The sequence below is a fragment of the Nocardioides sp. genome (assembly GCF_050699375.1).
GTDB lineage: Bacteria > Actinomycetota > Actinomycetes > Propionibacteriales > Nocardioidaceae > Nocardioides.
Genome location: NZ_JBOHDN010000119.1, coordinates 1 through 25,707, shown reverse-complemented (window position 1 = coordinate 25,707; position 25,707 = coordinate 1). Strand labels below are relative to the sequence as shown.

The following is a 25,707-nucleotide window of genomic DNA, read 5'->3' as shown; positions in this document are numbered from 1 at the left end:
GTGGTCCCTGCGAGGATCGAAGTATGGATATCTGGATCCTCGTGCTCGGACTGGTGATCGGTCTTGCCCTGGGCGCCCTGCTCGGGGTGCTGTGGGTGCGCGCACGGAGCGTGGGGACGGTCGCCGCGGGGATGGTCGACCAGGCCGAGGTGATGCAGGGGCTCGACCGGCTCAGCGACCAGATGCAGCACCTGGACCGAGAGCGGGCGCGCTGGCAGGGCCAGTTCGAGACCGAGGTCGGGCGGCTACAGAGCGAGACCCGGTCGTTGTCGACCGCGCTGCGAAAACCCCAGGTCAGAGGCCGTTGGGGCGAGATGCACCTGCGGCGTGCGGTGGAGCTCGCCGGGCTGGTGGACAAGTGCGACTTCTCCGAGCAGGTGCACCTGGAGGACGGGCGGCTGCGACCTGACCTCGTGGTTCATCTCTCCGGCGAGAAGGAGCTCGTGGTCGACTCAAAGGTTCCGCTGGACGCCTACCTCGACGCCGCCTCCGCGGACAACGAGGACGACTACCGGGCGCATCTGCGCAGACACACCGCCCAGCTGCGTACGCATGTGGACCAGCTCGCCTCGAAGTCCTACTGGCGCTTCCTGGAGGAGTCGCCCGAGTTCGTGGTGCTCTTCGTGCCGGCGGAGTCGTTCCTCTCCGCGGCGCTGGAGACCGAGCCCGGCCTGATCGAGTACGCAGCGGAGCGGCGGGTCGTGCTGGCCTCACCGACCACGCTGATCGCGCTGCTGCGCACGGTCGCGCACGGGTGGTCGCACGAGGCGCTGGCCGAGCAGGCCCGGGAGATCCACAGACTCGGCCGTGACCTGCACCAACGGCTCGGCACGATGTCCACCCACCTGGACGGGATCGGACGCTCGCTCAACACCGCCGTGACCCGCTACAACCAAGCGGTCGGGTCCCTCGACAACCGGGTCCTGGTGGCCGCCCGTCGTTTCAATGAATTATCGGTAACCGACGATGAACTCGAGACGCCGCGTCCGGTGGAGATACGCGCCGTGGAGCGCCTGAGCAGCGTACGAGAGGATGATCGGCGCGCCGCCGAGAATGACGGTGTGCCGGGCCCTAACGTGGGTTCGGATACACAGGCTGCATACGAGAGACCGTGACCCCATGAGTCAGCGCACCATCTGGGAGGAAGGACGCGAGTCCGGCCGCCATGTCGTCGCGCTCGGATCCGCCATCTCCCTGACGGTGACCTTCGTCGATCTGCTCATCGATGAACAGGTCGGCCTGCTCTTCGATCTCACCTTCGTGGCGATCGCGCTGACGCTCGCGCTCATCGTCAGGCCCAGCGACTTCTTCGTGGTCGGAGTGCTTCCGCCGCTGATCATGCTCGGCATCTTCACCCTGTTGGCCGCGACCCAGCCCGCGTCGATCGCCGACCCGGAGGACGGCCTCGTCCAGGCCGTCATCAGCGGACTCGGTCACCACTCGATCAGCCTGTTCATCGGCTACACCCTGTGCCTGGGCTGCCTGGCGGTGCGCCGCCGGGTCCTGAGGCAGCGCACCGAGCAGATCGACGAGGTCGAGCGCGAACGCGCGATGGCCTCCTAGGCCATGGCCACGCGACTCAGTCCAGCGCGAGGAACCCGGAGACGTCTCCGGCACCCTCGCGGATGACCTCGGGCTCACCATCGGACCAGTCGATCACCGTGGTCGGCTCGGCCGGGGTCTCGCCGGCCTCGATCACGATGTCGACCTGATGGTCCAGCGCCTCCTTGACGTTCCAGCCGAAGACCTCGGGCTCGGTCTGCCCCGGCAGGATCAGCGTGGAGGACAGCAGCGGCTCACCGAGCTCGTCGAGCAGCGCCTGCACCACGGGGTGCTCCGGGATGCGTACGCCGACCGTCTTCTTCTTCGGGTGCATCAGCCGACGCGGGACCTCCGGGGTGGCCGGGAGGATGAACGTGTAGGGCCCCGGGGTCGCATGCTTGATCGCCCGGAAGGCGGTGTTGTCGACGTGGACCATCGTGCCGAGCTGGGCGAAGTCCTTGCAGATCAGCGTGAAGTGGTGGCGGTCGTCGAGCCCACGGATCCGCAGGATCCGGTCGCGACCGTCCTTGTTGCCGATCCGGGAGCCGAGCGCGTAGCCGGAGTCGGTCGGGTACGCGATCAGCTGGTCGTCGCGCAGGGCGTCGACGACCTGGCGGACCAGACGGGACTGCGGGTTGTCAGGGTGTACGTCGAGGAATCGGGCCACCCCTTGACCCTAACGCGCCCTACCGGGCCGGAATCAAGAGGTGAGCTCTAGCGTGCCGCGGCGGCCTTGAGGTCCTTGCGGAGCTCCGTGGGCAGCGCGAAGATCAGCGACTCCTCGGCGCTCTTGTGTGCGCTCGCGTCAGGGAAACCGTGGCTCTTGAGGAACTCGAGGACGCCCTCGACCAGGTTCTCGGGCACGCTGGCGCCGGAGGTGACCGAGACGCTGCGTACGTCCTCGAGCCACGACTCGTCGATCTCGCTGGCGTCGTCGACGCGGTAGGCGGACTTGGCGCCCGCCTCGAGGGCGACCTCGACCAGGCGGACGGAGTTGGATGAGTTGCCGGAGCCGACGACGATGACCAGGTCGCTGGCCGGGCCGATCTCCTTGACCGCCTGCTGGCGGTTCTGCGTGGCGTAGCAGATGTCGTCGCTGGGCGGGTCGAGCAGCTCGGGGAACCTGATCCGGAGCGCGGCCACCGTCTCCATGGTCTCATCGACCGAGAGGGTGGTCTGGGAGAGCCAGACGACCTTGGACGGGTCGGGGACCTCTACGTTCGGCACGTCGCCAGGGCTCTCGACCAGGATGGTCGCCTCCGGTGCCTCACCCATGGTGCCCTCGACCTCCTCGTGACCGGCGTGGCCGATCAGCAGGATGCTGTACCCCTCGCGCGCGAAACGCTTGGCCTCGAGGTGGACCTTGGTGACCAGTGGGCAGGTCGCATCGATCGTCTTCAGCTGGCGCACGGCTGCATCGGAGTGGACGGCCGGGGAGACTCCGTGGGCGGAGAACACGACGGTCGCACCCGACGGCACCTCGTCGAGCTCGTTGACGAACACCGCACCACGGTTGCGCAGGTCGTCGACGACGTGCCTGTTGTGCACGATCTCCTTGCGCACATAGACCGGCGCGCCGTAGAGGTCCAACGCCTGCTCCACGGTGATCACGGCGCGGTCCACCCCGGCGCAGTAGCCACGCGGCTCCGCGAGGAGGACAGCCTTCTCGTCGTCGGAGATCAGGCGTGGGGTGCCGAGGTCGATACTCATGGGACCCAGTCTAGAGACCCGGTGCATGCACGCCGAGTCGGCGCGTCTGTCTCGCCAATTCATGCCGAGTCGGCACGAATGTCCCAAGAATCCGCCTCGAGTCGGCGCGAATGTCCCACATCCGCTGTGAGCATGGGACAGACGCGCCGACTCGACGGCTGTGCGTGGGACAGACGCGCCGACTCGGCACGCTCGTGTGGGACAAACGCGCCGGGTCGGCGGCTACTAGGGTTGGGGCATGGCCCTCGACACGTCCCCCGAGTCGCCCGCTCCGGTGCGGCAGATCGCGAACGCGATCGGGGGGTGGGTCGACAAGCTCGGGGCGGTCTGGGTCGAGGGGCAGGTGGCTCAGCTGAGCCGGCGGCCGGGGATGCAGACCGTCTTCCTGACGCTGCGTGACTCGGTCGCAGACATCTCGGTGCCGGTGACGTGCACCCGGTTCCTTCTCGACAGCCTCAACCCGCCGCTGGTCGAGGGCGCGAGCGTGATCATCCATGCCAAGCCGTCCTACTACGCCAACCGTGGAACCCTGTCGCTGCAGGCCCGCGACATCCGGCCGGTCGGGTTGGGTGAGCTGCTCGCCCGCCTCGAGCAGCGCCGGCAGCTGCTGGCGGCGGAGGGGCTGTTCGCGGCCGAGCTCAAGCGCCCCCTCCCGTTCCTGCCGTCCACGGTGGGCCTGGTCACCGCGGCCAACTCCGCCGCCGAGCGGGATGTCCTCGAGAACGCGAAGCGGCGCTGGCCGCAGGTGCGGTTCGAGGTGGCGTACGCCGCGATGCAGGGGACGCGCAGTGCGGCGGATGTCGTCGAGAAGCTGCAGCGGCTCGACCGCGATCCCGAGGTCGACGTCATCGTCATCGCCCGCGGCGGTGGGTCTGTCGAGGATCTGCTGCCGTTCTCCGACGAGCATCTGATCCGTGCGGTGCATGCCGCGCGCACCCCGGTCGTGTCCGCGATCGGCCATGAGCCCGACTCGCCGCTCCTGGACCTGGCGGCCGACGTACGTGCCTCCACTCCGACCGATGCCGCCAAGCTCGTCGTACCCGATGTGGTCGAGGAGCAGCGGATCGTGGCCACCGGACGCGACCGGCTCCGCGGCGGGATCACCGCGCTGATCCATCGGGAGCAGACCCTTCTGGACGCGCTGCGCTCGCGCCCTGTGCTGGCCGACCCGCGCTCACTGATCGACGCCCGGCGCGACGAGGTCTTCTCGTTGCGCGACCGCGCCCGCCGCACCGTCGGTCATGCCCTCGACCGGGCCGCCGACGACATCGGCCACCATCGCGCCCGCGCCCGCGCCCTCTCGCCGCTGGAGACGCTGAGGCGTGGGTACGCCGTCGCTCAGGATGCCGACGGCCACGTACTCACCAGCGTCACCGAGACCGCCCAGGGCGGGGCGGTCAGCATCCGACTCGCCGACGGCCGACTGGCGACAACCATCACCTCGATCGAGAAGACTGACCTCACCAAGGATGGCACCGATGACTGACGACAACAGCGACCTGTCCTACGAGCAGGCCCGTGAAGAGCTGGTCGAGGTCGTTCGCAAGCTCGAAGCCGGCGGCATCACGCTCGAGGAGTCGCTTGCGCTCTGGGAGCGCGGAGAGAAGCTGGCCACCGTATGCCAGGACTGGCTCGACGGCGCCCGAAAGAAGATCGAGGCGGCCATCCAGGACTGACCTGCCGAGAGGTCACTTATGCAGGCCGAGTTGGCAACCAGTTGACTTCTCGACCTGCACAACTGACTTCTCGACCTGCAGAAGTGACGTCTCGGCCGGCGCGGGTGACGTCTCGGCGGCGCGGGTGACGTCTCGGCCGGCGCGGGTGACGTCTCGCTATTTCAGGGGGTCGGCGGTGACGAGGGTGAGGTAGCGGCGTACGTCGCCGTCCTTGGGGCCCCAGAGCATCAGGGTCTGCTCGCCGATCTCGGCGGAGTAGGCGCTGTCGCCGTCGGCGTCGGTCCACTCGGTCCAGGTGGTGGCGACGTCGGTCCTGATGGTGACCTCGTCACCCTCGCGGGCCTGGGTGTCGACGTTCTTCTGGGCCATCGACTGCGCCGAGCGCGAGGAGAGCTCGAGTCCGACGTAGGAGGTCTCGCCCTTCACGAACGACATGGTCCAGGCCGGCTCCTCGCCGCCCTGGTAGGACGGGTCGGTGTTGGCATACCAGCCCGAGGGCAGCTCGCGAGGGTAGATGACGTCGAGGTCGGCGACCTGGGCGCTGCGTACGGCCTCGGCCCAGTCGGCCTTGTAGGTGTCGTTGGCGCCGCTCACCTCGCGCTCGAGGTTGCCGCGCCACTGCACGATCAGCACGATCGGGACCACGAGGACGAGCAGGAAGATCATCGACCCGATGAGGGCACCGAACGTACGCGGGTAGCTGCGGGCCGGGGTCTCCGGCTGCTCGCTCGTCGACTGATTCGACGGTTGGGCGGGCTGCTGCTGATCGGTGTCGCTCACATCCTCCATGATCCCACGCGGTCGATGTGCCCTCGAATCGTGGCCTCGATGCGCTCGGCAGCCACAACACACAGTTCCGCAGATGCGGAGATACTTCACACACATTGTTCCGCAGATGCGATACTTCTCCGGTGACCACCTACCGCATCGCCGAGGCAGCTGACCTCCTGGGCGTCAGCGACGACACCGTGCGTCGATGGGTCGATGCGGGGAAGGTCGAGGCGACGACCGAGGGCGGCCGCGCGGTCATCGAGGGCACCGTCCTGGCCAGGCTCGCCACCGAGCTCGCCGACGCTCCCAACCCGCACCGTACGAAGGCCGTCAGCGCTCGCAATCGGCTGCTCGGGATCGTCACCAGGACCACCGTCGACACCGTGATGGCGCAGGTCGAGATGGTGTGCGGGCCCTACCGGATCGTCTCGCTGATGAGTGCCGAGGCAGCCATCGAGCTCGGACTCGAACCCGGTGTCAGCGCGGTCGCATCGATCAAGTCCACCAACGTCGTGCTGGAGCGCCCATGACCAGAAGAGCCGCACCCCTTCGGACGCGTACGCGGATCGGCGCCGTCATCGCGGCAGCTGCCGTCCTCACCCTGAGCGCGTGCGGAGGCGGCAGCGAGGGGGCGGGGCAGGACCAGGAGCTGACCGTGTTCGCCGCGGCGTCTCTGACCGCCACGTTCACCGAGCTCGCCGAGGAGTTCGAGAAGGACCACCCGGGGGTGAAGGTCACCACCAGCTTCGGCGGCTCCTCGGACCTGGTGGCCCAGATCGAGGACGGCGCGCCCGCCGACGTCTTCGCCTCGGCCGACACCAAGAACATGGACAAGCTCGGCGAACTGGCCACCGACCCCCAGGACTTCGCCTCCAACACGCTCGAGATCGCCACTCCCCCGGACAATCCGGCCAACATCACCGGCTTCGGTGACCTCGCCAAGTCCGGAACCAAGGTCGTCGTATGTGCGGTCGAGGTCCCCTGCGGCAACGCCACCGCACAGATGGAGAAGAAGACCGGCGTCGACATCGAGCCGGTCAGCGAGGAGCAGTCGGTCAGCGACGTGCTGGCCAAGGTCACCTCCGGTGACGCCGACGCCGGGCTGGTGTACGTCACCGATGTGACCGCAGCCGGCGACACCGTGACCGGGGTCGAGTTCCCAGAGTCCGACCAGGTGATGAACACCTACCCGATCTCCACTCTCGACGGCGCCGACGAGCCGGACCTGGCCGCGGAGTTCGTCGAGCTGGCGCTCGACGAGACAGGCCAGAAGGTGCTGAGCGATGCCGGCTTCGGCCAGCCCTGATCTTCTCGGGACGACCAGACGGGCGGACCGGCAGAGGGGGGCCGGTCCGTCCGTCGGGATGCCGCGCTGGCTGTGGTTCCCGGCCGCGATCGCCGCGGCGTTCGTCGTCGTTCCGCTGATCGCGATCGTCCTCCGCGTCGACCTGGCAGCCTTCCCGGCGCTGATCACCTCGCCCTCCGCGCTGGAGGCGCTCTGGCTGAGTCTGCGCACCGCCGTCGCCAGCACCGTGCTCTGCATCCTCCTCGGCGTACCTCTCTCCACAGTCCTCGCCCGCACCAGCTTCAGGGGCCAGGGGTTGGCCCGCTCCCTGGTGCTCCTGCCCCTCGTCCTGCCGCCGGTCGTCAGCGGACTCGCGCTGCTCTACACCTTCGGCCGACGCGGACTGCTGGGACAGTCGCTGGACCTGGTCGGCGTCCAGATCCCGTTCACCACCCTCGCCGTCGTGATGGCGCAGACCTTCGTCGCGCTGCCGTTCCTGGTGATCAGCCTCGAAGGGGCGCTGCGCACCAGCGGCACCCGCTACGAGGCGGTCGCGGCCACCCTGGGCGCCCGCCCCACCACAGTGTTCAGGCGGGTCACCCTCCCTCTGGTCGGGCCCGGCCTGGTCTCCGGGTCGGTCCTCGCCTTCGCCCGGTGCCTCGGAGAGTTCGGCGCGACGATCACCTTCGCGGGCAACCTCCCCGGGGTCACCAGCACCATGCCGCTGCAGGTCTATCTGCTCCGCGTCGACAACCCCGACGCCGCGGTCGCGCTCTCCCTGGTCCTGGTCGTCGTCGCCGTCACTGTGATCGGCTTCGCCCGGCATGGGAGGGCCTTATGAGTGTGCTGCACCTGCGGGCCGTCATCGCTGAACGCGGCATCGACGTGACCCTCGACGTGGCCGCCGGCGAGACGGTCGCCCTCACCGGCCCCAACGGTGCCGGAAAGTCGAGCCTGCTCGGCGTGATCGCCGGCCTCCTGCGTCCGGACACCGGAGAGGTACGTCTCGGCGACCGCGACCTGGACGGCACTCCCCCGCACGCCCGCGGCGTCGCCCTGCTCGCCCAGGACCCGCTGCTCTTCCCGCACATGTCCGTCCTGGCGAACGTCGCCTTCGCCCCCAGAGCACGAGGCGTACGCCGCCACGAGGCCCACGAGCTCGCCGCCCGGCAGCTCACCCAGGTCGGCTCCGAGGCGCTCGCCAAGCGCAAGCCGTCCCAGATCTCCGGCGGCCAGGCGCAGCGGGTGGCGGTGGCCAGGGCCCTCGCCGCCGACCCCGAGCTTCTCCTGCTCGATGAGCCGATGGCGTCGCTCGACGTCGACGTACGCCCTGCGCTGCGCGAGACGCTGCGAACCGCCCTCGCGGACAGGACCGCGATCATCGTCACCCACGATGCGGCCGACGCCCGCGCCCTCGCCGACCGCGTGGTGGTGATCGAGGACGGTCACATCGTCGAAGACGGCCCGGCCGCGCAGGTCTTGGATCACCCCCAGTCGGCGTTCGCTGTGAGGCTTGTCTCTGGATCGTTCCAGTGACACCCCGGCCGCTCCACCGCACGTGGCCGATAGATTGACCCCCATGAACGACACCCAGCCGCTCGGCGTCGCCCCCACCGCTCCTGACCGCAACCTGGCCCTCGAGCTCGTGCGTGTGACCGAGGCCGCGGCGATGGCCGCCGGCCGCTGGGTGGGTCGTGGCGACAAGAACGGCGCCGACGGCGTCGCCGTCGAGGCGATGCGCACGATGATCTCCACGGTCGCCATGAACGGCGTCGTCGTCATCGGTGAGGGCGAGAAGGACAACGCCCCGATGCTCTACAACGGCGAGGAGGTCGGCGACGGCACCGGCCCCGCGTGCGACGTCGCGGTCGACCCGATCGACGGCACCACGTTGTGCGCCAAGGGCATGAGCAACGCCGTCGCGGTGATGGCGGTGGCCCCGCGCGGAACGATGTACGACCCGAGCGCCGTCTTCTACATGGAGAAGCTGATCACCGGCCCCGAGGCCGCCGACGTCGTCGACATCCGCCTCCCCGTCGCAGAGAACATCGCCGCAGTCGCCAAGGCGAAGGACACCAAGCCCTCCGACGTCACCGTGATCGTGCTCGACCGGCCGCGCCACGACAAGCTGGTCGAAGAGATTCGCGAGACCGGCGCCCGCATCAAGTTCATCACCGACGGTGACGTCGCCGGCGCGATCTCGGCTGCCCGCGCAGGCAGCGGCGCCGACCTGCTGCTGGGCATCGGCGGCACCCCCGAGGGCATCGTCGCGGCCTGTGCGATGAAGGCCATGGGCGGCACCATCCAGGGCAGGCTCTGGCCCAAGGACGACGAGGAGCGCCAGCGCGCCCTCGACGCCGGCCACAACCTCGACCCCGACTTCGTCCTGCACACCGACGACCTGGTCACCGGCGACGACTGCTTCTTCGTCGCCACCGGCATCACCGACGGCGACCTGATGCGCGGCGTGCAGTACCTCCCCCACGGCACCGTCGTCACCGACTCCCTGGTCATGCGCAGCCGCTCGGGCACGATCCGCAAGGTCACCTCGGAGCACCAGCTCGCCAAGCTCCAGGCCTACAGCGCGATCGACTTCTGAGACTACCCATGGATCCAGCAGGTAAAATCGGCGCATGACCACCGCCGCCGAGCCGACCGAGTCCACCGCCTTCCTTCCCGGAGGGGTGGAGCTCGCGTACGACACGTTCGGTAGTCCCGAGGCCGACCCGCTGCTGCTGATCATGGGCCTCGGCGGCCCGATGACCTGGTGGGACACCGGGCTGTGCGAGCAGCTGGCCGAGGCGGGGTTCCACGTGATCCGCTACGACAACCGCGACATCGGCCACTCCTCACCCTTCCGGAGCGACGAGCGGATCACCCTCGCCAGGCTGGCCCGGGCGTTCGTCGGGTTGCCGACCCCGGCGCCGTACGCCCTCGACGACCTCGCCGACGACGCGGCCGCCCTGCTGGACCACCTCGGCATCGACTCAGCGCACGTCTGGGGCGTGTCGATGGGCGGGATGATCGCCCAGACGCTCGCCATCCGCCACCCGGACAGGGTGCGCTCGGTCTGCTCGACGATGTCGACGACCGGGCGCCGCGGCGTCGGCTTCCAGCACCCGACCCTGCTGCCCGCGCTGGTCATCAAGAAGCCCGGCCTGGAGGGCTACATCGAGCGTCAGATCAAGGGCGGGCGCCAGATCGGCTCCCCCGGCTACCCCGAGCCCGAGAACGAGATCCGGCAGCGGGCGATCGACACCTGGCACCGCGGCGTGAGCGCGGCGGCCGTCGGCCGCCAGATGCTCGCCATCCTGACCCAGGCGGACCGCACCAAACAGCTCGGGAGCCTGGCGATCCCGTTCAGCGTCATCCATGGCCTGTCCGACAAGATGGTCCACGTCTCCGGAGGCCGGGCCACCGCCGAGGTCGTCCCAGGAGCGGAGATCACCTTGATCAAGGGCATGGGCCACGACCTGCCCCGGCAGCTGTGGCCGGCCTTCATCAAGGTCGTCCGCCGCACCGCCGACCGTGCCGTCACCGCCTAGCGGGATACACCGACGCCCGGCGAGTAACATTCGCGGCAGAGCACTCCACGCAGGAGGTCTCGACAGGCTCGACCACCGAAACGGCGCTCGACCACCGGATGAGTGGCCGGCAGAACAGGGGGACCAGGTGCGCACCGACGTCCCCGAGGACGAGGCGGGTTCGCTGCTCGCGCGTGCCCTCGCCGATGTCGCCGAGCCGATCGAGGACGAGGCGGTGACCGCGAAGCTTCTCGACGCCGCCTCCGAGCAGTTCCGCCAGGTCGGGATCAGACGCACCACGATGGAGGAGGTCGCCAAGCGGGCCGGCGTCTCCCGGATCACCGTCTACCGGCGCTTCGCGAACAAGGACGCGCTCGTCGAGCAGGTCGTACGTCGCGAGTTCAGGAGCTACTTCGATCAGTTCGTGCTCGACATCGCTGATGCCGCCGACGCCGCCGAGCGGGTGGAGATCGGCTTCGCCAGCGCGATGCGGGCGATCCGAGGCAACCCGCTGATCGGTGGCCTGCTGAGTGTCGAGACCGACTCGCTGGTGCACTCGATCGTCGGCGACGGTGGCCGCACGGTGGCCACGATCGCAGGCTTCGTCGCGGGCCAGCTGCGGCGCGAGCAGCGGGCCGGCAACGTACCTGCCGAGGTCGAGGTCGACCTCGTCGCCGAGCTGATGGTCCGCACGTCCACCTCGTTCCTGGTCACCCCGAGCGCGGTCGTCGACATCGACGACGAGACCCAGCTACGCGCGCTCGCCCGGCTCTTCCTGGTCCCGCTGATCGACCCCACCACCCGCCCGGGATAGCCCGAGACGGCCCGAGACAGCCCGCAGAATCGCGGTCCGCCGCGCCCGGAGATACCGTGAGCACCATGCACGACCACGGCTCCCTGCCCGCTCTCGGCTGGTCCGAGTTCTTCACCACCTGGAGTCTCCAGCCCGGCTGGCTGCTCGGCGTGGTCATCCTCGGTGCGGGCTACCTCACCCTCCGCAACGCCGCCGGGCCGGCCTCGACGGTCAAGGGCTGGCGGGCGGCCTCGTTCCTGGCCGGGCTCGGCCTGGCGTACGTCGCGGTCGCCTCTGCCATCAACGGCTATGCGATGGCGTTGGCCTGGATGCACATGGTGCTCCATCTGACGCTGATCATGGTCGTGCCCGCGCTCCTGGTGCTCGGCCACCCGCTCACCGTCATCGCCGAGACCGGCCCGCGCGCCGAGCGGGCGATGCGCTCGCTCCCCGTCACGATCCTGGTCCACCCGGCCGCCGGCGTCCTGCTCTACTCGGTGGTCATCATCGGCACCCACCTGTCCGGGTTCATGGACGCGATGGCGCAGAGCACACCGCTGATGGTCGGCGAGCAGGTGCTGTACGTCGTGGCCGGCTTCCTCTTCCTCACCAGCACGATCGGCGAGGAGAAGGTACGCCCCGACCTGCCCTATCTCGGCCGGATCGCGCTCCTCGTGGTCGGCATGGTGCCCGACACGATCGTGGGGATCGTGATGCTGCAGACCGAGCGCGACCTCTACCCGGTCTACTCCGCCGCCCGGCCCGAGTGGGCGCTCGACGCGGTCCGCGACGTCCAGACCGCCGGCGGTCTGATGTGGGCCGGCGGCGACGGCGGCATGATGCTGCTCGCCATCGGCCTGGTCATCGCCGTCGTCGTCTCACCCGAGCGCAGGGCCAAGATGACCGGCACCTTCCTCGACGGCGTACGCAGCACCCAGCTCAGCCAGGACAGCATCCGAGGCACGACCGAGGACATGGCCGAGGGCCCCGCCGAGCCGGGATCCGTGGATCCCGACAGCGACGAGGCCCTCGATGCCTACAACGCGATGCTGGCCAGGATGAACCGGCAGCACTGACCGGGCCGGCCGGTCGTTGGCTCAGTCGCCGACGCGCAGACCGGAGTCCGTGTCGAAGACGTGGACGTCCTCGGGGTCGGTGGTGACGTAGATCGTGTCGCCCTTGCTGACCTGGTCCTTGGAGGAGACACGCACGATCAGCGTCGAGGGAACACCCTCGACGTCGCTGGTGCCGTAGATGTAGGAGTCCGAGCCGAGCTCCTCGAGGACGGTCACCTGCACCGGCAGACCGCCCTGGCCCTCACCGACGATGCGGAAGCTCTCGGGCCGCACGCCGACGGTGATCTCCTTGGGCAGGTTGGTGGTGGCACCGACCGGGACGACGTACTCCCCGATCTTGGCACCCCCGTCTGCGGCGGTGGCCTTGAGGAGGTTCATCTGCGGGGAGCCGATGAAGCCGGCGACGAACAGGTTGACCGGCTTGCGGTAGAGGTTGAGCGGGGTGTCGACCTGCTGCAGCTCGCCGGCGTTCATCACCGCGACGCGGTCGCCCATCGTCATCGCCTCGACCTGGTCGTGGGTGACGTAGACGGTGGTGATGCCGAGGTCGGCCTGGAGCTTGGCGATGTCCGTGCGGGTCTGCACGCGCATCTTGGCGTCGAGGTTGGAGAGCGGCTCGTCCATGCAGAAGACCTGCGGCTGGCGGACGATCGCGCGGCCCATGGCGACGCGCTGGCGCTGACCGCCGGAGAGCGCCTTCGGCTTGCGGTCGAGGTAGTCGGTCAGACCGAGCGTCTTGGCGGCGTCGGCGACGAGCTTGTCACGCTCGGCCTTCGGCACCTTGGCCATCTTGAGCGAGAACGCCATGTTCTCGGCGACGCTCATGTGCGGGTAGAGCGCGGAGTTCTGGAAGACCATCGCGATGTCGCGGTCCTTGGGCGCCACGTTGGTGACCTCACGGTCGCCGATCTTGATGGCCCCGGAGTTGACCTCCTCCAGCCCGGCGAGCATGCGCAGGGTGGTGGTCTTACCGCATCCGGACGGGCCGACGAGCACCATGAACTCGCCGTCCGTGATCTCGAGGTCGATGCCCTTGACCGCGGGCTCGTTCGCGCCTGCGTACCAACGCTGCGCCTTCTCGAAGCTAACAGTTGCCATGATTTCGTTGTCTCCTTCACCGGCAGGTACGTGCCGGACGATCCGTTGTGAAGTGACCGAGGACACATTTGCCCCCGGCGGAGACACCATAGCCCAGATCTGTTATCAGCGGGTCAAAGCTCTGCACACAGCTGGTGCGCAGCCGTCATAGGCGTTCAGCCGGCGCATCAGGTCGCGCGCGTAGGGCTTCGCGTGGTCCTCGGCGAAGACGTTGCGGTCCTCCCACGGCCGGTCGTAGCGGTAGAGCTCATAGGCGTAGTCGGTGCCCTTCCAGGACTTGTCCAGGTCGAAGCGGACCAGCAGCCCCCGCGACCCGCGCACCGCGATGTAGGACGGGATGATGTCGATCGTCCCGCCCGAGCCCTTGTCGAGATCGACCTCGCCGGGATGTGACTTCGCGTAGGTGTGCTCGAAGAAGGCGTACCTTCCGCCCGGGAGCCTCGGGCGGCTCAGGGTGTCGGCGAAGGAGCTGCCGGAGACGTGCCCCGGGACCGAGGCGCCGGCGATGTCCAGGAAGGTCGGCGCCAGGTCGATGTTGTTGACGAACTGGCTCCGATTGCCCGGCGTCACGTCGGGGCCGACGACGACCATGGGGACGCGGGTGTCGGAGTCGTACGGCGCGCCCTTGCCGCCGTTGAGCTGGTGCTGGCCCAGGTGGAAGCCGTTGTCGGAGGTCAGCATGATGTAGGTGTTCTCGCCGGCGGCCTGACGCACCTCGGCGATCATCCGGTCGATCGACTGCACCATGCGGGCTCGGTCGCGATACTGGCTGAGCGCGGTCTCGTCGCTCAGCGAGACCTTGTTGGTCCGCCAGGCGGGTGCCTGCGACGTACGTCCTCCGCGGCCGAGGTAGGTGGGCGCGTTGTCCCAGCGGTCGTCGTCATAGCCGACCAGGTCCTTCAGGCTCAGGTCGGCGCACGCGATCCTGCCGCAGTTGCCGCCCGCGGGGTTGCCGGCGGGGGCCTGGTCGGCGAACGCGGGCGGGAACCAGGTGTCCAGGCCCGGGTAGTGGTGGCCCAGGCGGGAGTGGGGCCCGTACGCGGCGATCTCGAGGAAGTAGGGCTCCTCGTCGTCGCGGTGCTTGCCGATGAAGGCGAGGGCGTAGTCGCGGGTGACGTTGGTGGCGTACCCGGCGTCCTTCTGCTGCACGGAGGCGTTCTGCGGCGGCTGCGGGTGGTTGCGCAGCTGTACCACTCCGTTCCCGTCGAGGAAGGTGCTCTGGTAGCCCCAGCCCCCATAAGCACCGCCGAGGAGCGCGTTCCAGGAGTCCCAGCCCGCCACCTTCGGCGGCGGGACCCGCTTGCCGTCGGCTCCGACGGTGGCTTCGTACGCGTTGATGTACTTCCCCACGAAGCCGGTCGTGTAGCCGGCCTCCTGCAGCCCGATGCTGAACTGCTTCTCGACGTTGCCGTAGCGCCGGAACGCCGACCAGCCGCCGACCGGGTGCTCCGGGTCGTTCTCGGTGTTGGTGAGGACCTTGGTGTGGTGCGGGGTCTGGCCGGTCAGGAGCGCCGCGCGGGAGGGGCAGCACAGCGAGTCGATGACGAAGGAGTTCTGGTACGTCGCACCCTCGGCGGCCATCCTGGTCGCCTCCGGCATCGTGCGGAGCAGCTCCATGGAGAAGTCGTCCATCAGGATGAGGACCAGGTTGGGACGCTTGCCCGTGGCGGCCAGCTCGGCCGCGGGCGCCGTGGTGGCGGCACCGTTGGTGGCGACACCGTTGGTCGCGGCACCCTCAGCCGTCGGATCGATGACTCCGGACTCGGCGGACTCTGCGGACTCGGCAGCGGTCGTCGTCGGCCCCATGATCAGCAGCCCGGCGACAAGGGCCACGACAGCCGCGAGAGCGGCGCCCAGCAGTACGCTCCACTTCGGCTTCACCCGAGACTCCTTTGTCTATTATTTAACTACACAATATCTGGTTCGAACGAGGTTAGTGCCTCATTTCGCGGCACGGCAAAGTGGGTCCGCATAGCGGACCCGAAAGGGGCGTGCACGGCCCCGAGATGTTGCTCAGTGCAGCTCGTGCGGCGGCGGCATCCTCAGCTGCTTGGAGCCCTTCGGCCCCTTCGGCGACTTGCGGATGACGGTGACGCCACCCATCAGCGCCAGGCCCTTCACCCGCAGCAGCGGACCGCCGGTCGGCTCGATCCCGCGCGGGCCGACATAGCCGCCCATGATCCCGACACCCTGCATCACGACCTGGACATCGGGGCCGACGGTGATGTTGACCCCACCCATGATCGCGTTGGCGTAGATCACGGTCTCCTGCGCGGAGAACTGCGCCTGCCGCATGTCGAGCTCGGCGCCACCCATCAGCGCGATCACGTTGCCGGTTGCCGGGACGGTCCAGACACCCCGCCGGTCGACCCCGCTCATGATCGCCACATAGAGCTGACTCTCGACCGGATCGGCCGCGTAGCGCGCTGCCGAGCTCCCGGTCGCGGGCTTGCTCAGCGAGACCGGTGGCGCCGGGGTCCCCACCGACGGCAGGTCGACGGTGATCGGGACCAGGTCGGCGTACGTCTTGGCCTTGAAGGTCGCGTCCAGGCGCTCGTCGAGCTCGTCGATCTCCAGGCGGCCCTCCCCCGCGGCCTCGCGCAGGATGTCGGCCACCTTGTGGCGGTCGGCATCGCTGATCCGGAGGTTCGGATCAGCGTTCTGGCCTCGATAAGGCTCGGGGGTCGTTCCCATGATGCGAATGCTAGTGGCGTACGCGGACATGCGCCTGCGCAATCCCCGTGGTGCATGACCCGAGTACTACTCGAGACCGAGGTGTTGCCTCAGCGTGCGTTTCGGGGCGCGCGGGCCCCTGCGCTTGACGGTCACGTCGCCCAGCACCGCGGTGCCGCGGACTCGTACGACCGGGGAGTCGTCGGTGAGCACCTCCGGCACCTTCGCCGACGGCGCGCTCACGTCGCCGAGGATGCCGTTGCCCTCCACGATCACGTGCACGTTCTGCGGGACGGTGACCTTCACGCTGCCGAGGAACGAGGTGGCACTGATGACCACCTCGCGCGCGGAGTACTGCGCCTCACGCAGGTCGATGTTGGCATCACCCAGGACGGCGCTGACCGAGAGCTGCTGCGGCACCATCCACACGCCCTTGCGCTCGACGCTGCTCAGGATCGCGCTGGCGCTGCCGGTCTGGTCTCCCTGGCCGTAGACGGCGGGGACGGCGGGGACGGCGGCGGGCGCCGCAGGTCTCGCCGGCGCCCGCCCCGCGACCGGGAGGTCCGATGTGATCGGCTCCAGATCGGCGTACGTCTTGGCCTTGTAGGCCTCCTCGAGCCGCTCCTCCAGCTCATCGATCTCCAAACGGCCCTCGCCCGCGGCCTCGCGCAGGATGTCGGCCACCTCGTGGCGGTCGGCGTCGCTGATACGCAGGTCAGCCCGGCGCGGCTGGTCGGAGTGTGGTTCGGGGAGTCCCATGATCCTGAATGCTATCGGCGTACGCCGCAGCCGTCTCTCAGGTTCACCCCTGAGCCCGGAGTGGATCCTGCACGTAGACGCTGGCCCCCAGCTCGAGGAACTCCTCGCTCTTCTCCTTCATCCCGGTCTCCGGGTCAAGGCCGCCGAAGCGGTCGCGTACGTCCTGGCTGATCTTCATCGAGCAGAACTTCGGACCGCACATGGAGCAGAAGTGGGCGGTCTTGGCGCCCTCCGCGGGAAGGGTCTCGTCGTGGAAGCTCTCCGCGGTGACCGGGTCCAAGGACAGCGAGAACTGGTCGCGCCAGCGGAACTCGAAACGGGCCCTGGAGAGCGCGTCGTCGTGGTCGCGGGCGCCAGGGTGCCCCTTGGCGATGTCGGCGGCGTGGGCGGCGAGCTTGTAGGTGATCACACCGGTCTTCACGTCGTCGCGGTCCGGCAGGCCGAGGTGCTCCTTCGGGGTGACGTAGCAGAGCATCGCAGTGCCGTGCATCGCGATCGTGGCCGCGCCGATGGCGCTGGTGATGTGGTCATAGCCCGGCGCGATGTCGGTCGCGAGCGGGCCGAGCGTGTAGAACGGCGCGCCGTGGCACCACTCCTGCTGGAGCCGTACGTTCTCCTCGACGAGGTTGAGCGGGACGTGGCCGGGGCCCTCGACCATGACCTGTACGTCGTGTCGCCAGGCTCGTTCCGTCAGCTCGGCGAGGGTGCGGAGCTCACTGAGCTGGGCCTCGTCGTTGGCGTCGGCGGTGCTTCCCGGACGGAGGCCGTCGCCGAGGCTGAAGGCGACGTCGTACTGCTTGAAGATCTCGCACAGCTCGTCGAAGTGGGTGTACAGGAAGCTCTCTTCGTGGTGCGCCAGGCACCAGCCGGCCATGATCGAGCCGCCTCTGGAGACGATGCCGGTGACGCGGTTGGCGGTGAGCGGGACGTATCTCAGCAGGACTCCCGCGTGGATCGTCATGTAGTCGACGCCCTGCTCCGCCTGCTCGATGACGGTGTCGCGGAAGACCTCCCAGGTCAGCTTGTCGGCCTCGCCGTTGACCTTCTCCAGCGCCTGATAGATCGGGACGGTGCCGATCGGGACCGGTGAGTTGCGCAGGATCCACTCGCGGGTGGTGTGGATGTCGTCGCCCGTGCTCAGGTCCATCACGGTGTCCGCACCCCAGGTGATCGCGTGGGTGAGCTTGTCGACCTCCTCCGCGATGCTGCTGGTGACGGCCGAGTTGCCGATGTTGGCGTTGATCTTCACCAGGAAGCGCTTGCCGATGATCATCGGCTCGGACTCGGGGTGGTTGACGTTGTTGGGGATGATCGCGCGGCCGGCTGCCACCTCGTCGCGGACCAGCTCGGGGGTGCAGCTCTCCCGGACGGCCACGTAGGCCATCTCCTTGGTGATGATGCCCTGTCGTGCGTAGTGCATCTGGGAGATGTTCCCGCCCTTCCGAGGCTGCCTCCGCTCCCCCTGCCACTCCTGGGTGGCTTCTCCGCGGCGTACGGCTGACTTGCCGTTGTCCCGCAGATCCGTCTCCCGTCCGCCGTAGGTCTCGGTGTCGCCACGTTCCTCGATCCACTCGAGGCGGCGGGGCGGCAGGCCCTGTTCCGGGCGCGATCCCGGACCTTCGGTGCAGTAGCGGTCGAAGCTCTCGCCGTTGGTGAGCGCGACCCGGGTCACCGGAACCTTCAGGTCACCGATCTCGAGGCGGGTGTGGGCGGGGTGGACGGTCATCGTGTCTCCTTGGTGCTTGATGCGGGGATCGGGCTTGTCGGGCTGTGCTGATCTATGGGGAAGTGGGCGATCGGTCCTCGGCCGCGACCGAGGGTCCAGTCCTTGCTGGTGGTGAGCTGTCGGGCGACGTACGCAGCGGCCTGATCGGCCGCTTCCAGCAACGGCACGCCGTGGGCGAGGTGGGCGGCCAGGGCCGAGCTGTAGGTGCAGCCGGTGCCGTGGTCGTTGCTCGTGTGGACGGCGGGGTGTGTCAGTGGGATCGGTGCTCTGCCGGGCTCGGCGAGCCAGTCGGTGCAGGTCCCTGTTGCCTCCGGGTCGCCGCCGGTCACGATCACGGCGCCCCGGCTGGTCGAGCCGCGAGCGCCGGCGAGCTCTGCAGCGAGCTCGTTGGGCGGGTCGTCGTGACCGAGCAGCGCCCGGGCCTCGTCGAGGTTGGGGGTGACGACGGAGGCAACGGGGAGGAGGTGGTCGAGGTAGGCGCGGCGTACGTCCTCTCCGCCGAGGACCGCACCGGACGTGGCGACCAGGACGGGGTCGACGACGAGAGGTCGACCGGCGCAGAGGCGCGCGACGAGCTCGACCACCTCAGCGCTACCCAGCATGCCGGTCTTCACCGCCGCGACGGGAAGGTCGTCGAAGACGGCGTGGAGCTGGGCCTCGACGGTGGCGAGCGGGACCGGGTGGATGTCGCTCACTCCGGTGGTGTCCTGGGCGGTGACCGCCGTGATCACGCAGGCGCCGTGGACGCCGAGCGCTGCGAAGGTCGCTAGATCGGCCGCCGTACCCGCCGCTCCCCCGGAGTCGGTGCCCGCCACCGTGAGCGCGACCGGCGGGTTCGGTCGGGCGAACGAAAATTCGTTCGCCCCACTCACTGGCTTGCTCACGGCACCTCCCGAGCTACCCACCGGCGCTCCCGGAGACGGCGCTGTCGGGGACGGCGCTGTCGGGGACGGCGCTGTCGGGGACCGCGCTGTCGGGGACGGCGCTGTCGGTTGCCGCGAGGAGCGCCGCAACGACCTGCGCCGGTTCTTCGGCGCGCATCACCGCGCCCATCACGGCGACGCCGTGGGCGCCGGCAGCGACCGCATCGGCCGCGTTGTCCGGGGTGATCCCACCCAGTGCGTACGTGGGGATCGGCAGGTCACGGAAAGCATCCGGCCCCAGCGGCGGCCCATAGCCCGGCTTCGACTCGGTCAGGGCATAGGGACTCAACATCGCGTAGTCGAACCCCTCCTCCCCCGCTCGGGCGACCTCGGCGCGACTGTGACAGCTGCGCCCCACGACGGTCACGGCACTCGAGCCCGCCCCGGTGGTCGAGCCTGTCGAGACCACCTCAGAACGCCTCCCGGAACCCGGAAGCTGCACCCCAGCCGCACCAGACAGCGGTGCATGTGCCGCGATGACCACCAGCCCCAGATCGACAGCTGCCGACGCCAGCCGGGCTCGCTGCTCCGGCGCCTCGTCGAGCTCACGGAGAACGACATGCGTCAGGCCCGCGGAGGCGCACTCGGCCAGCGTCGGGAGCAGGCCGCGGCCGAGCCGGAGCTGAGCCCGGTCGGTGAGTAGGAGCAGACGCGGCAGGCTGCTCCGGTCGTGGAGCCGGTGGTCGAGCCTGTCGAGACCACCCCCGGAGTCACCCCGATCCGCACCGCGGTTCGACGCCGTCATGCGATCCGCCCCGCCATCGGCGATGAGGCCCGGGCGACCGCCTGGCGGGGGATCCGGCCGGCTCCGCGGGCGGCCCGGCCGGCCTCGACCGCCAGCCGGAGGGCGTGGGCCATCCTGACGGGGTCGTCCGCACGGGTGACGGCGGTGGCCGCGAGGACGGCGGCGCAGCCGAGCTCCATCGCCAGGGCGGCGTCCGATGCCGTGCCGACCCCGGCATCGAGCACGACGGGCACGTCGACCGCGGCCACGACAGCCTCGATCGCGTAGGGGTTCAACAGCCCCAGCCCCGACCCGATCGGCGAGCCGAGCGGCATCACCGCAGCGCAGCCGGCATCCTCGAGTCGGCGGGCGAGGACGGGGTCGTCGGTGGCGTACGGAAGGACGGTGAAGCCCTTGCGTACGAGCTGCTCGGCGGCCTCGACGAGCTCGACGGCGTCGGGCAGCAGCGAGGTCTCGTCGCCGATCACCTCCAGCTTGACCCAGTCGGTCTCCAGCGCCTCGCGGGCGAGCTCGGCGGTGAGCACCGCCTCGCGCGCCGAGAGGCAGCCGGCGGTGTTGGGCAGGATCGGCACTCCAGCGTCGCGCAGCGTCTGCAGCAGCCCGCCGGACGCCGTCGAAGACGTACGCCGCATCGAGACCGTCACCAGCCCCGGCTCGGCCGCGCCGATGACATCGGGGAGCAGGGCCAGGTTCGGGAGTCCGCCGGTGCCGAGGAAGAGGCGCGAGGACAGCTCGCGCCCGCCGATGCTGAGTCCGGTCACAGGCGCGCTCATCCGCCCTGCACCGCCGTCACGATCTCGATGACATGACCGTCCTGAAGAGGCCATCGCGACCAGTCGTCACGCGGGACGATCTCCTCGTCGACCGCGACCGCGATGCCGCTCGGGCGCCGGTCGCCGGTCCTTGCCTCGAGCAGGTCTGCGACGGTGCCGCTGACCTCCATCGGCTCGCTGTTCACGGTGATCTTCATCCGTCCTCCTTCATCTGGACTTCGTCTGGCATCGGCGCGGGTCCACTGCGGACTCCACCGCACCTGTCTCGATGTGATCGGCCACCAGGCGCGCGATGAGAGGCGCCAGCAGGACCCCGTTGCGGTAGGCGCCGGCGGCCAGGACGACCCTCGGCTCATGGGTCGGGCCGATCAGCGGAAGGTTGTCGGCAGTGCCCGGCCGGTCCCGCGAGGTCACCTCCACCACGCTCGCTCGATCAAGGGCCGGCACCACCCGGCGCGCGGAGTCGAGCAGCCGCCACACCCCCTCGACGGTCGGCAGCAGCTGGCCGTCCCGCTCCTCGGAGGTCGCCCCGATGACCACCTCGTCGCTGTCGATCCGCGGCACCACATAGACCTGTTCGCCGTGCACCCAGGCGCGTACCGTCCGCTCCACCGGCTCCCGCATCCGCACCCGCACCACATCACCCCGAACCGGCCGGATGAGCGAGGCGTACGGCTCGGGCAGCTGCGCTCCGGTCGCGATCACGCTCACGTCCACTGCTGTGCTGGTCTCGACAGGCTCGACCACCGTGTCGCCGAGGTGCGCGAGCAGCGCGGCAACGACCGCACGTGGGTCGACCGAATGGTCCTCGGCGAGGAAGGCCCCGCCGGCGACCCGGCCGAGTCCCGGCTCGTGGGCACGGAGCTCGCGCCGCCCCAGACGCTCGTAGGTCACCCCGGCGAGGTCGAGCACCGACAGCTGCCGCTCGACCTGCTGGACGTCCCCGGCGTCGGCGCCGGCAAGCAACGTCCCACGGGTGTGCATAGGCACCCCCAGCCGCTGCGAGAACTCCGGCCAGAGCGCCAGCGAGGACAGACAGAGCCGGGTCAGGGTCTCCTCACCGTGCCAGGCTTCCCCGGCCGGGCTGAGCATGCCCGCGGCGGCGTACGACGCCCCGGAGCCCGGCGCCGGATCGACCACCGTGACCTCATGTCCACGACGGATCAGCTCGTCGGCCACGGAGAGACCGACGATCCCGGCACCGAGGATTCGCACCCGCATCAGCCGACCGCTTCCACGAGCTCCTTCGCGGCTTGGAACGGATCGGGTTGTCGCCAGAGCCCGCCGATCACGGCGACGCCGTGGGCACCGGCGGAGCGTACGTTGGTGGCGGCCTCTGGCGTGATCCCGCCGATCGCGATCAGCGGCAGCACGCCGGCAGCGGCGGCGACGGCCGACACCCCCAGCGGATCGGGCAGACCAGCCTTCGACGAGGTCGCGAGGACCGGTCCGAAACCGGCGTAGTCGGCTCCCGCGCCGGCGGCCGACACCACCGCGGCACGATCTCGGCAGGTCGCGCCGACGAGCAGCCCCGGTGTGACCGCATCCGCGATCCGGCGGGCATCGGCCACCGGCAGGTCGGAGGCACCCAGGTGGACGCCGTGGGCACCCGCCGCGAGCGCCACATCGAGCCGATCGTCGACGACCACACAGGCGTCGTACGCCGCGACCAGCTCGATCACGGTCGCGGTGAGGACGATCAGCTCACGAGTGGTCGCGGCCTTGTCGCGCACCTGGAAGCCATCGACACCGAGCTCGGCGAAGGCCGGCAGCATCGAGAGGTCGTCGGTCGAGGAGACCAGGGCAAAGATTCGAGGGAGAAGCACACCAATCACTTCCTTCGCCGGCATTATCCGGATCAGGTACGACGGTCGGAGCAGCTCCAGCTCCCTCTCAGCCCGCTGCCGCGGACTCCCGTGTGGACGTCTCCGACCATAGCGCGGATGTCTCGCGCGCGCAGCCTGATCTCATCGACAACCGCCCGGCGGCGTACGATTCCCTTCCGTGGCTGACGTTGAGTTCCGGTATTCCGACCTCCTCCCGACCGGTAAGGACGAGACTCCTTACCGGCTGATCACCACCGAGGGGGTGGAAGAGATCGAGGTCGACGGTCGCAAGTTCCTCAAGGTCGACCCCGAGGCGATCCGGCAGCTGAGCGCCGAGGCGATGAAGGACATCAACCAGTACCTCCGCCCGGCCCACCTCGCGCAGCTCCGCAAGATCATCGACGACCCCGAGGCGAGCGGGAACGACCGGTTCGTCGCGCTCGACCTGCTCAAGAACGTCAACATCTCCGCCGGCGGGATCCTGCCGATGTGCCAGGACACCGGCACCGCGATCGTGATGGGCAAGAAGTCCGAGGGCGTCCTGACCGGCTCCGACGACGCCGAAACCGTCTCGCGGGGGGTCTATGACGCCTACACCAACCTCAACCTGCGCTATTCGCAGCTGGCGCCGCTGACGACGTACGAGGAGAAGAACACCGGGTCCAACCTGCCCGCGCAGATCGAGATCTACTCGACCGCGGAGGGCGAGAACGGCCCGGAGTACAAGTTCCTCTTCATGGCCAAGGGCGGCGGCTCGGCCAACAAGTCGTTCCTGTTCCAGGAGACGAAGGCGATCCTCAACCCCGACCGGATCCTGACGTTCCTCGACGAGAAGATCCGCTCGCTCGGTACGGCCGCCTGCCCGCCGTACCACCTCGCCGTGGTCATCGGCGGGACGTCGGCGGAGTTCGCTCTGAAGACCGCCAAGTACGCCTCGGCCCACTACCTCGACAACCTCCCGACTTCAGGGTCGATGTCGGCTCATGGCTTCCGCGACACCGACCTGGAGGAGAAGGTCTTCGAGCTGACCCAGTCCTTCGGGATCGGCGCCCAGTTCGGCGGCAAGTACTTCTGCCACGACGTACGCGTCGTGCGACTCCCCCGCCACGGCGCCTCCTGCCCGGTGGCGATCGCGGTCTCCTGCTCCGCCGACCGGCAGGCGCTGGGCAAGATCACCCGCGACGGGGTGTTCCTCGAGCAGCTCGAGACCGACCCGGCGCAGTACATGCCCGATGCCGGGATGGCCGAGGAGATCGCCGCCGGCGAGGTCGTGGACATCGACCTCAACCAACCGATGTCCTCGATCCTTTCGACCCTTTCACAGCACCCGGTCAAGACTCGCCTCTCGCTGACCGGCCCGATGGTCGTGGCCCGCGACATCGCGCACGCCAAGATCAAGGAGCGGCTCGACGCGGGCGAGGAGATGCCGTCCTACCTGAAGGACCACCCCGTCTACTACGCCGGTCCTGCCAAGACGCCCGAGGGCATGGCTTCGGGCTCGTTCGGTCCGACGACAGCGGGAAGGATGGACTCCTACGTCGAGCAGTTCCAGGCCGCCGGCGGCTCCATGGTGATGCTCGCCAAGGGCAACCGCTCCAAGGTCGTGGCCGATGCCTGCGGGACGTACGGCGGCTTCTATCTCGGCTCCATCGGCGGCCCCGCAGCTCGGCTGGCGCAGGACTGCATCAAGTCCGTCGAGGTACTCGAATACCCCGAGCTCGGCATGGAGGCGGTCTGGAAGATCGAGGTCGAGAACTTCCCCGCCTTCATCGTCGTCGACGGCGAGGGCAACGACTTCTTCACCGACCCCTCCGGCACCACCACCGTCCCCCTCTCCGGGATCCGGGTGCGGTCCAAGGAGCGCTGAGCCGGCGCCCGGCGGCGCTGAGCCTCTGCGAGGCGGGACGACCGGATAGGTTGATGGGCGCCGATCCCCGACGACGAGGAGACCCCCATGCAGTGCCCCATCGACGGTGCCACCCTGGTGATGAGCGAGCGCCAAGGCATCGAGATCGACTACTGCCCGCAGTGCCGTGGCGTGTGGCTGGACCGCGGCGAGATCGACAAGATCATCGAGCGGTCTGTCGGCGCCCCGCAGGCCGGCGGCTACCAGCAGCCCCGCCAGGAGCAGCGCGACGAGCGACGCTATGAGAAGCGGGACTATGAGAAGCGCGAGTACGAGCGGCGCGACTACGACGACGACCGGCGCCACGACAAGCACCGCAGCCACCACCGCGAGTCCTGGCTGGGTGACCTCTTCGGCTGATCCTGCTGGAGGCCACGAACGCGTCTGATGGTCCCTGCGACACGCCGACATGTGGCGTGTCGCAGGGGTTGCCCGCAGGCCTTATGGCCGCCGCTCACGTCGGAGCAGACCGAAGACCCACGAATCCGAGACGTCGCCGTTGACGACGCAGTCCTCGCGAAGCGTCCCCTCCAGCCTGAAGCCGAGCTTCTCCAGCACACGAGCCGAGGCCGGGTTGCGGGTGTCGGCCTCGGCCTGGACCCGATTGAGATCCAGCGCATCGAACGCCCACCCCAACAGCGCGCCCACGGCCTCGGTCGCATAACCCTGCCCCCAGGCAGGCCTACCGAGGCAGTAACCCAGCGATGCACTGCGAAAGTCAGGGTTCCACGAGTTCAGCGTGCACCAGCCGAGAAACGCACCATCCTCGCGTCGCGCGGTTACTCCCTCGCCCGGCACGAGCGGACGAGCAAGCTCCGCGCTTCGCGCGGTTACTCCCTCGCTCGGCACGAGCGGACGAGCAAGCTCCGCGCTTCGCGCGGTTACTCCCTCGCTCGGCACG

28 protein-coding genes, 1 pseudogene and 1 riboswitch are annotated in these 25,707 nt (G+C 69.2%); of the genes and pseudogenes, 14 read left to right on the top strand and 15 right to left on the bottom strand.

The window, feature by feature from the left end:
* Nucleotides 1-23: 23 nt before the first annotated feature.
* Both ACRDPS_RS08590 and ACRDPS_RS08585 read left to right on the top strand, forming a co-directional pair.
* Entirely contained in the window at nt 24-1,115 is a 1,092-nt protein-coding gene (locus tag ACRDPS_RS08590) for a DNA recombination protein RmuC (RefSeq protein WP_431501207.1), read from the top strand.
* A 4-nt stretch (nt 1,116-1,119) separates the two neighbouring features.
* On the top strand, nt 1,120-1,563 hold the full coding sequence (locus tag ACRDPS_RS08585; RefSeq protein ID WP_431501206.1) for a DUF6542 domain-containing protein: 444 nt from the start codon (nt 1,120-1,122) through the stop codon (nt 1,561-1,563).
* 16 nt (nt 1,564-1,579) lie between these two features.
* On the opposite strand, the gene ACRDPS_RS08580 is transcribed toward ACRDPS_RS08585, so the two are convergent.
* Both ACRDPS_RS08580 and ACRDPS_RS08575 read right to left on the bottom strand, forming a co-directional pair.
* Nucleotides 1,580-2,209, bottom strand: a complete 630-nt coding sequence (locus ACRDPS_RS08580) for an L-threonylcarbamoyladenylate synthase (RefSeq protein ID WP_431501205.1) — start codon at nt 2,207-2,209, stop codon at nt 1,580-1,582.
* Between the two features lie 47 nt (nt 2,210-2,256).
* The gene (locus ACRDPS_RS08575; RefSeq protein WP_431501204.1) at nt 2,257-3,252 is read right to left on the bottom strand and encodes a 4-hydroxy-3-methylbut-2-enyl diphosphate reductase; all 996 of its coding nucleotides are present in this window, start codon (nt 3,250-3,252) and stop codon (nt 2,257-2,259) included.
* A 238-nt stretch (nt 3,253-3,490) separates the two neighbouring features.
* On the opposite strand from ACRDPS_RS08575, the gene xseA reads away from it, so the two are divergent.
* Together xseA and ACRDPS_RS08565 are read left to right on the top strand one after the other, a co-directional pair.
* Nucleotides 3,491-4,738 (top strand): exodeoxyribonuclease VII large subunit, encoded by a 1,248-nt coding sequence (gene xseA / locus ACRDPS_RS08570; RefSeq protein ID WP_431501203.1) that lies wholly within the window; start codon nt 3,491-3,493, stop codon nt 4,736-4,738.
* Nucleotides 4,722-4,928 (top strand): exodeoxyribonuclease VII small subunit, encoded by a 207-nt coding sequence (locus ACRDPS_RS08565; RefSeq protein WP_431501202.1) that lies wholly within the window; start codon nt 4,722-4,724, stop codon nt 4,926-4,928. Before xseA ends, ACRDPS_RS08565 begins: the two co-directional genes overlap by 17 nt.
* Nucleotides 4,929-5,084: 156 nt before the next feature.
* Here the strand turns inward: ACRDPS_RS08565 and ACRDPS_RS08560 are convergent, their stop codons facing one another.
* Nucleotides 5,085-5,708 (bottom strand): DUF4245 family protein, encoded by a 624-nt coding sequence (locus ACRDPS_RS08560; protein WP_431501201.1) that lies wholly within the window; start codon nt 5,706-5,708, stop codon nt 5,085-5,087.
* 131 nt (nt 5,709-5,839) lie between these two features.
* Between ACRDPS_RS08560 and ACRDPS_RS08555 the strand changes: the two genes are divergently transcribed.
* The 8 genes from ACRDPS_RS08555 to ACRDPS_RS08520 all read left to right on the top strand — a co-directional run bounded on the left by ACRDPS_RS08555 (nt 5,840) and on the right by ACRDPS_RS08520 (nt 12,377).
* Complete coding sequence (locus ACRDPS_RS08555) at nt 5,840-6,229, top strand: TOBE domain-containing protein (RefSeq protein WP_431501200.1); 390 nt, start codon at nt 5,840-5,842, stop codon at nt 6,227-6,229.
* Complete coding sequence (gene modA / locus ACRDPS_RS08550; protein WP_431501199.1) at nt 6,226-7,005, top strand: molybdate ABC transporter substrate-binding protein; 780 nt, start codon at nt 6,226-6,228, stop codon at nt 7,003-7,005. The genes ACRDPS_RS08555 and modA overlap by 4 nt, the downstream gene beginning before the upstream one ends.
* A gap of 58 nt (nt 7,006-7,063) precedes the next feature.
* Nucleotides 7,064-7,825, top strand: a complete 762-nt coding sequence (locus ACRDPS_RS08545; RefSeq protein WP_431501222.1) for an ABC transporter permease — start codon at nt 7,064-7,066, stop codon at nt 7,823-7,825.
* Nucleotides 7,822-8,520, top strand: coding sequence for a sulfate/molybdate ABC transporter ATP-binding protein (locus tag ACRDPS_RS08540; protein WP_431501198.1), 699 nt, complete (start codon nt 7,822-7,824; stop codon nt 8,518-8,520). The genes ACRDPS_RS08545 and ACRDPS_RS08540 overlap by 4 nt, the downstream gene beginning before the upstream one ends.
* A 43-nt stretch (nt 8,521-8,563) precedes the next feature.
* Entirely contained in the window at nt 8,564-9,583 is a 1,020-nt protein-coding gene (gene glpX / locus ACRDPS_RS08535; protein ID WP_431501197.1) for a class II fructose-bisphosphatase, read from the top strand.
* Nucleotides 9,584-9,617: 34 nt separating this feature from the next.
* Complete coding sequence (locus ACRDPS_RS08530) at nt 9,618-10,529, top strand: alpha/beta fold hydrolase (protein ID WP_431501196.1); 912 nt, start codon at nt 9,618-9,620, stop codon at nt 10,527-10,529.
* A gap of 127 nt (nt 10,530-10,656) precedes the next feature.
* Entirely contained in the window at nt 10,657-11,322 is a 666-nt protein-coding gene (locus ACRDPS_RS08525) for a TetR/AcrR family transcriptional regulator (RefSeq protein WP_431501195.1), read from the top strand.
* Between the two features lie 65 nt (nt 11,323-11,387).
* A complete protein-coding gene (locus tag ACRDPS_RS08520; protein ID WP_431501221.1) occupies nt 11,388-12,377 on the top strand; it encodes a cytochrome c oxidase assembly protein in 990 nt (329 codons plus the stop codon).
* 21 nt (nt 12,378-12,398) lie between these two features.
* Here ACRDPS_RS08520 and ACRDPS_RS08515 read toward each other — a convergent pair whose 3' ends face one another.
* The 11 genes and pseudogenes from ACRDPS_RS08515 to ACRDPS_RS08465 all read right to left on the bottom strand — a co-directional run bounded on the left by ACRDPS_RS08515 (nt 12,399) and on the right by ACRDPS_RS08465 (nt 22,900).
* Nucleotides 12,399-13,475, bottom strand: coding sequence for an ABC transporter ATP-binding protein (locus ACRDPS_RS08515; protein WP_431501194.1), 1,077 nt, complete (start codon nt 13,473-13,475; stop codon nt 12,399-12,401).
* Between the two features lie 105 nt (nt 13,476-13,580).
* On the bottom strand, nt 13,581-15,356 hold the full coding sequence (locus ACRDPS_RS08510) for a sulfatase-like hydrolase/transferase (protein WP_431501193.1): 1,776 nt from the start codon (nt 15,354-15,356) through the stop codon (nt 13,581-13,583).
* Nucleotides 15,357-15,488: 132 nt separating this feature from the next.
* The gene (locus ACRDPS_RS08505; protein WP_431501192.1) at nt 15,489-16,169 is read right to left on the bottom strand and encodes a DUF1707 SHOCT-like domain-containing protein; all 681 of its coding nucleotides are present in this window, start codon (nt 16,167-16,169) and stop codon (nt 15,489-15,491) included.
* Nucleotides 16,170-16,235: 66 nt separating this feature from the next.
* A complete protein-coding gene (locus ACRDPS_RS08500) occupies nt 16,236-16,907 on the bottom strand; it encodes a DUF1707 SHOCT-like domain-containing protein (RefSeq protein WP_431501191.1) in 672 nt (223 codons plus the stop codon).
* 43 nt (nt 16,908-16,950) lie between these two features.
* Nucleotides 16,951-18,633, bottom strand: a complete 1,683-nt coding sequence (gene thiC, locus ACRDPS_RS08495; protein WP_431501190.1) for a phosphomethylpyrimidine synthase ThiC — start codon at nt 18,631-18,633, stop codon at nt 16,951-16,953.
* Nucleotides 18,630-19,517 (bottom strand): bifunctional hydroxymethylpyrimidine kinase/phosphomethylpyrimidine kinase, encoded by an 888-nt coding sequence (thiD, locus tag ACRDPS_RS08490; RefSeq protein ID WP_431501189.1) that lies wholly within the window; start codon nt 19,515-19,517, stop codon nt 18,630-18,632. Before thiD ends, thiC begins: the two co-directional genes overlap by 4 nt.
* Before the next feature lie 13 nt (nt 19,518-19,530).
* Nucleotides 19,531-20,301, bottom strand: coding sequence for a thiamine phosphate synthase (locus ACRDPS_RS08485; protein WP_431501188.1), 771 nt, complete (start codon nt 20,299-20,301; stop codon nt 19,531-19,533).
* The gene (locus ACRDPS_RS08480; protein WP_431501187.1) at nt 20,298-21,062 is read right to left on the bottom strand and encodes a thiazole synthase; all 765 of its coding nucleotides are present in this window, start codon (nt 21,060-21,062) and stop codon (nt 20,298-20,300) included. The genes ACRDPS_RS08485 and ACRDPS_RS08480 overlap by 4 nt, the downstream gene beginning before the upstream one ends.
* An 8-nt stretch (nt 21,063-21,070) precedes the next feature.
* Nucleotides 21,071-21,271: a sulfur carrier protein ThiS gene (gene thiS, locus ACRDPS_RS08475; RefSeq protein WP_431501186.1), complete on the bottom strand. Its 201-nt coding sequence runs from the start codon at nt 21,269-21,271 to the stop codon at nt 21,071-21,073.
* A 10-nt stretch (nt 21,272-21,281) separates the two neighbouring features.
* Nucleotides 21,282-22,289: pseudogene (thiO, locus tag ACRDPS_RS08470) on the bottom strand (glycine oxidase ThiO); the annotation flags it as partial.
* Between the two features lie 5 nt (nt 22,290-22,294).
* On the bottom strand, nt 22,295-22,900 hold the full coding sequence (locus ACRDPS_RS08465) for a thiamine phosphate synthase (RefSeq protein ID WP_431501185.1): 606 nt from the start codon (nt 22,898-22,900) through the stop codon (nt 22,295-22,297).
* A riboswitch (TPP riboswitch) is annotated at nt 22,893-23,002 on the bottom strand. Its footprint overlaps the gene before it by 8 nt.
* A gap of 76 nt (nt 23,003-23,078) precedes the next feature.
* Here ACRDPS_RS08465 and ACRDPS_RS08460 point away from each other — a divergent pair.
* Nucleotides 23,079-24,767 (top strand): fumarate hydratase, encoded by a 1,689-nt coding sequence (locus ACRDPS_RS08460; RefSeq protein ID WP_431501184.1) that lies wholly within the window; start codon nt 23,079-23,081, stop codon nt 24,765-24,767.
* 87 nt (nt 24,768-24,854) lie between these two features.
* A complete protein-coding gene (locus tag ACRDPS_RS08455) occupies nt 24,855-25,166 on the top strand; it encodes a zf-TFIIB domain-containing protein (RefSeq protein ID WP_431501183.1) in 312 nt (103 codons plus the stop codon).
* Nucleotides 25,167-25,247: 81 nt separating this feature from the next.
* On the opposite strand, the gene ACRDPS_RS08450 is transcribed toward ACRDPS_RS08455, so the two are convergent.
* On the bottom strand, nt 25,248-25,707 hold a 460-nt coding region (locus ACRDPS_RS08450), incomplete at its 5' end, for a GNAT family N-acetyltransferase (RefSeq protein ID WP_431501182.1).

Excerpts from the sequence above, each read along its gene's own strand:
- ACRDPS_RS08590 (WP_431501207.1), top strand. The coding sequence starts at position 24 with ATGGATATCTGGATCCTCGTGCTCGGACTGGTGATCGGTCTTGCCCTG.
- ACRDPS_RS08585 (WP_431501206.1), top strand. The coding sequence starts at position 1,120 with ATGAGTCAGCGCACCATCTGGGAGGAAGGACGCGAGTCCGGCCGCCAT.
- ACRDPS_RS08575 (WP_431501204.1), bottom strand. The coding sequence starts at position 3,252 with ATGAGTATCGACCTCGGCACCCCACGCCTGATCTCCGACGACGAGAAG.
- xseA (WP_431501203.1), top strand. The coding sequence starts at position 3,491 with ATGGCCCTCGACACGTCCCCCGAGTCGCCCGCTCCGGTGCGGCAGATC.
- ACRDPS_RS08565 (WP_431501202.1), top strand. The coding sequence starts at position 4,722 with ATGGCACCGATGACTGACGACAACAGCGACCTGTCCTACGAGCAGGCC.
- modA (WP_431501199.1), top strand. The coding sequence starts at position 6,226 with ATGACCAGAAGAGCCGCACCCCTTCGGACGCGTACGCGGATCGGCGCC.
- ACRDPS_RS08545 (WP_431501222.1), top strand. The coding sequence starts at position 7,064 with ATGCCGCGCTGGCTGTGGTTCCCGGCCGCGATCGCCGCGGCGTTCGTC.
- ACRDPS_RS08540 (WP_431501198.1), top strand. The coding sequence starts at position 7,822 with ATGAGTGTGCTGCACCTGCGGGCCGTCATCGCTGAACGCGGCATCGAC.
- glpX (WP_431501197.1), top strand. The coding sequence starts at position 8,564 with ATGAACGACACCCAGCCGCTCGGCGTCGCCCCCACCGCTCCTGACCGC.
- ACRDPS_RS08530 (WP_431501196.1), top strand. The coding sequence starts at position 9,618 with ATGACCACCGCCGCCGAGCCGACCGAGTCCACCGCCTTCCTTCCCGGA.
- ACRDPS_RS08520 (WP_431501221.1), top strand. The coding sequence starts at position 11,388 with ATGCACGACCACGGCTCCCTGCCCGCTCTCGGCTGGTCCGAGTTCTTC.
- ACRDPS_RS08515 (WP_431501194.1), bottom strand. The coding sequence starts at position 13,475 with ATGGCAACTGTTAGCTTCGAGAAGGCGCAGCGTTGGTACGCAGGCGCG.
- ACRDPS_RS08505 (WP_431501192.1), bottom strand. The coding sequence starts at position 16,169 with ATGGGAACGACCCCCGAGCCTTATCGAGGCCAGAACGCTGATCCGAAC.
- ACRDPS_RS08500 (WP_431501191.1), bottom strand. The coding sequence starts at position 16,907 with ATGGGACTCCCCGAACCACACTCCGACCAGCCGCGCCGGGCTGACCTG.
- thiC (WP_431501190.1), bottom strand. The coding sequence starts at position 18,633 with ATGACCGTCCACCCCGCCCACACCCGCCTCGAGATCGGTGACCTGAAG.
- ACRDPS_RS08485 (WP_431501188.1), bottom strand. The coding sequence starts at position 20,301 with ATGACGGCGTCGAACCGCGGTGCGGATCGGGGTGACTCCGGGGGTGGT.
- thiS (WP_431501186.1), bottom strand. The coding sequence starts at position 21,271 with ATGAAGATCACCGTGAACAGCGAGCCGATGGAGGTCAGCGGCACCGTC.
- ACRDPS_RS08455 (WP_431501183.1), top strand. The coding sequence starts at position 24,855 with ATGCAGTGCCCCATCGACGGTGCCACCCTGGTGATGAGCGAGCGCCAA.